Genomic DNA, 3,796 nt, shown 5'->3' on the forward strand with positions numbered 1-3,796 from the left:
TAGAGGTTTTCATTACAAACGGGCGGAAAATAGCGGTTTGCTAATTAGCGTTTATCGGAAGGTTTCCGTAAAGCTCGTAGCCCATTCTCTTGTAACCTGATCTCATCCTTGAAATCATATTTCCCTAACCGGTTTATATGCTCAAAAGGAGCCGGAGAGATATGCTCGAAATCTTTTTCATCGACTTGATAACCTTCCTTTTGAAGCTGTTTAAGGATTTCCTGGATGTAAACAGTATTCCAGACCATTACGATATTTGTCAGTAGGTTAAGGCACCGGGCTGTAACTTGTTGCTGTTTTTCTTGCTTCTTACGGATCATTCCATCGCCTCCGAACCAAAGATAAACGCGCAGGTTATGGAGCTGCTCCCCTTTATTGAGCTGGGTGTTGATTCGGTGTCTGAGAGGCAATTGTAGTAAGTACTTACATATAAAGATCGTTTTTACCAGTTGTCCGTATGATTGCAAAACATGCATGAGATTATTTTGCCTTGGATATGACTGGAGTTTATTGATTAATAATGAGGCTGTTACTGTCCCTGTTAAAACGGAAGCAGATACTCTTTTAAGCTCATCGGCATGTTTTTTCAAATAGTCGATATTGACACTACCAGTAAACTTTAATTGTGGGTAGTGTATTTCCACCAAGTTTTCTTTGTCGGTTTTTATCTTGCACAGTCGTTGGTTTTTAATATCGCGAAGCCTTGGAGCAAAACGTTTGTTGGCCAGGTCAAAGAATGCGAAAATTAAGTCTGAATACCCATGTGTATCTGTGGTATGTTCAATAATGGTCAACTCGGTTTCATTGGTCAGGATTTCATCTAATACGTGTGGAGCATCCCGTTCGGTGCTGCTGATCACTTTTGTGCCGTATTGGGAATACTGATCAGAGGTATGGGTGTAAAAAGTTACTCCTTTTCCATACCCAAAATACTTTGGCAATGCCTGGGCATTTCGGATTTTACCACTTGTCGCAAATCTTTGTCCATCGGAAGATGATAGTGTCCCGTCACCCCAATAGGATGATATCCATTGTTTGTGATGAAAATTTACCAACAAGTCATTGGCACGTTTAAGATTCTCGTCAGAAAAGTAATTATTGGCAACCCACCATAGCGAATGATAATCCAATTCGGAAGAACGCGCCAGATCAGCAAGTGTCAGATTACATGCATTACCCAATAAAGCAGCAAATTTCAATGCATCATGTTCTGGATTACGAGGCATGAGCTCTTCCCGTAATTCCTTTGCATAGTCAATCCAGGTATCTACTTCACGGATCATTTCCACCAGGCCAACGCCAGGCAACCGTTTGTTAATCTGCTCCTGCAAATCTTTGACAGATTTAGGTAGATTTTCAGCTTCCAACGGCGGAACTATCAATATTCCATCTTCTAACCTTATTTCGTTACCTTCTGATAACAGATCAGTCAAAGGTCCAAGCAGATCCGTTAATTCAAGAACCTTTTCGTCAATCCGTTCTACCATATCCAATCCTCCAAAAGGAAGGCATATCTCTGGAGAAGCTAACTGCCAGCGTGTCTTAGGGATCAGAAAGCTATTAAAATCCGCATATTTTCTGGATAACTCGACAAAAACATCACCGGACTGGAGTCTGTCGTTGAGCACCGACAATACACAAAGCTCGTAGGCGGGGGCTTGTAGCATCTTGTCAATGATGACTAATTTTAGCCACGACTGTGTAATAAAATGGGTTGGGGCAGATTCTGGCAATTTTCGTTTTGTCCCATTTTGAAGCTGGGTAACCAGATCCAGGCCAGTACCAAAATTATCTTTTGAAAAAGCTACTTTAAAATCCAGTATGCTAAGCAGGTAGGGAGTAAATTGTTTGAACCGGGCATAAGCCTTAAGTAAAAAGAATAAAGGAGTCTGGTAGGCCGGTTTGGTTATTTTCAAGACTACATCTAAAGCCTCTTGTATGGCCTCCTTTGATAAATTTTCGAATATTTTGCTTCTCAGGTACTGATTTTCAATGGTATCATCAACAACCATTTCAACAGTTTTTGTAAGTGTTTTCACAGCTTGGTTTTGAGACTTGATAACCCCCAGCTGATATGCCTCCAAAGATTTTTTTGCATCGCTCAGGGAGTGGGTCCAGAAATCATGGTACATCACCAAAATGCTGTCGGTTGTATCAAGCAGCGTTTCCCAAAGGAAACACACTAGCAACGGATAACGCTTTTGTGGTTTGACACGCTGTAAATAATGATTTGAATTATTGCGAACGATATTAGCTAAACGCTTTTTTCTGTTGGAAGGAATAACAGATAAATCCCAAGTGTCCACTTTGATGTTTTTCAAAAAGGTAATTTTATCAAGTGTTTGTCTGAGGCTTTTAGGCGTATTAGCCGTTGGCACCATGCACAGCCAGCGATGACCGGTTAGTTTTCCGGCTTCATGGGTTTGAAGAAGATTGTCCAGCTGATGAAATAACTCAGGCTGCCATAAAAATGATAATCGTTGATAGGTCTCCGCGTGAAGATGCTCGTCAATACCTCCAATAACCCTTTCCAGGGTGCCAATAGATGGTCTTAAAATTTTATCCTGGTGCAGTTTCTGGCAAAGTTTATTCAAAAGGTACCGCTCATTATCATGCTCCATGCCCTGATGGATTAACCATTTTTCATATAGCGGTTCATCCATTGGCTGCCATTTTCGAAAGTTTAGATGCCGGAGCATCTGTTGAAAATGAAACGAGCGTGTCATTGCCCTGTTTCCATAACTTGTTAGATCTGCGGTAACGGGCGCATCGTTTCCACTTACGAGTTGGTGAGCAACAAAGGAAACTATGTTATCCGGAATCTGAGCTTTCCATCCATCATCTAAAAAGCCAAAGTATCTTATCAGACAAAGCTGGATCCCGATTGCCAGGCGGTTAGTAGAACCATGGAATGGCTCAATAAATATAAGATCGAGCTGTGTTAAATAAAATCCTTGCTGCAAATCCGTTTCGTCAAGATCAGGGATTTGAATATATTGATCACGCTCCGCAGTTGTTAAAAAAGTAGCCGGCATAGGTTATCAAAAAGGGTATGCTTAAAATCAAATAAATTACCCCTGTGAATCAGTAATTTATAAGTATGAATTTTATATTTGTAAAGGATTTCCTTTTTGATAGGCAATTAAATGAAAAAGCAAGAGAATAGCACAAAACGGGTTGCCTTATATGCAAGGGTATCAACTCCCGATAAAGGACAGGATCCGGAAACTCAGTTGAGCCAGTTAAGGGACTATGCCCAAAGGCGAAACTTTGAGATCATCGGAGAGTTTATAGATTATGCTTCTGGAACAAACCAGGACAGGATCCAGTACAAATTAATGATGGCAGCGGCTAAAAAGAGAAAACTGGATGTAGTCCTAGTTTGGCGGTATGATCGGTTTGCCCGCTCAACCCAGGCACTGGTCAATGCCATGAAGGAATTTCAGAGTATGGGAATTGACTTTATTTCCTATCAGGAAAATATTGATACCACCACGCCGACCGGAGAGCTGATATTTCATGTGATGGCATCTCTGGCACAATTTGAGAGCTCGCTAATCAGCCAGCGGGTAAAAGCTGGTATGGCCAGGGCAAAAGCTCAGGGAAAGCAAATTTCCAGACCCAAGCTACAAATAAGTAAACTGAACCAGATCCTGGAACTTCAAAAAACAGGATTGTCAATGAATCAGATCAGCATTAGGTCTGGTGTTGCTTACGGAACAGTATATAATTATCTGGCTAAGAAAAAGAAATGATTCCAAACCGCTATTTTTCGTCCATTTGTAACGAAAACCTC

2 protein-coding genes are annotated in these 3,796 nt (G+C 41.1%); one reads left to right on the plus strand and one right to left on the minus strand.

Features of this window, described 5'->3' with window-relative positions:
• Nucleotides 1–44 precede the first annotated feature (44 nt).
• Complete coding sequence (locus tag AC23P2_RS30925) at nucleotides 45–3,035, minus strand: Tn3 family transposase (protein WP_487776764.1); 2,991 nt, start codon at nucleotides 3,033–3,035, stop codon at nucleotides 45–47.
• A 111-nt stretch (nucleotides 3,036–3,146) separates the two neighbouring features.
• Between AC23P2_RS30925 and AC23P2_RS30930 the strand changes: the two genes are divergently transcribed.
• Nucleotides 3,147–3,755 carry a recombinase family protein gene (locus AC23P2_RS30930; protein ID WP_487776765.1) on the plus strand — a complete coding sequence of 203 codons (609 nt, stop codon included), beginning with the start codon at nucleotides 3,147–3,149 and terminating at the stop codon, nucleotides 3,753–3,755.
• Nucleotides 3,756–3,796: the final 41 nt, after the last annotated feature.

Source organism: Runella sp. R0.1_18 (assembly GCF_057652155.1).

Coding starts and splice junctions, on each gene's coding strand:
- AC23P2_RS30925 (WP_487776764.1), bottom strand. CDS start 3,035: ATGCCGGCTACTTTTTTAACAACTGCGGAGCGTGATCAATATATTCAA.
- AC23P2_RS30930 (WP_487776765.1), top strand. CDS start 3,147: ATGAAAAAGCAAGAGAATAGCACAAAACGGGTTGCCTTATATGCAAGG.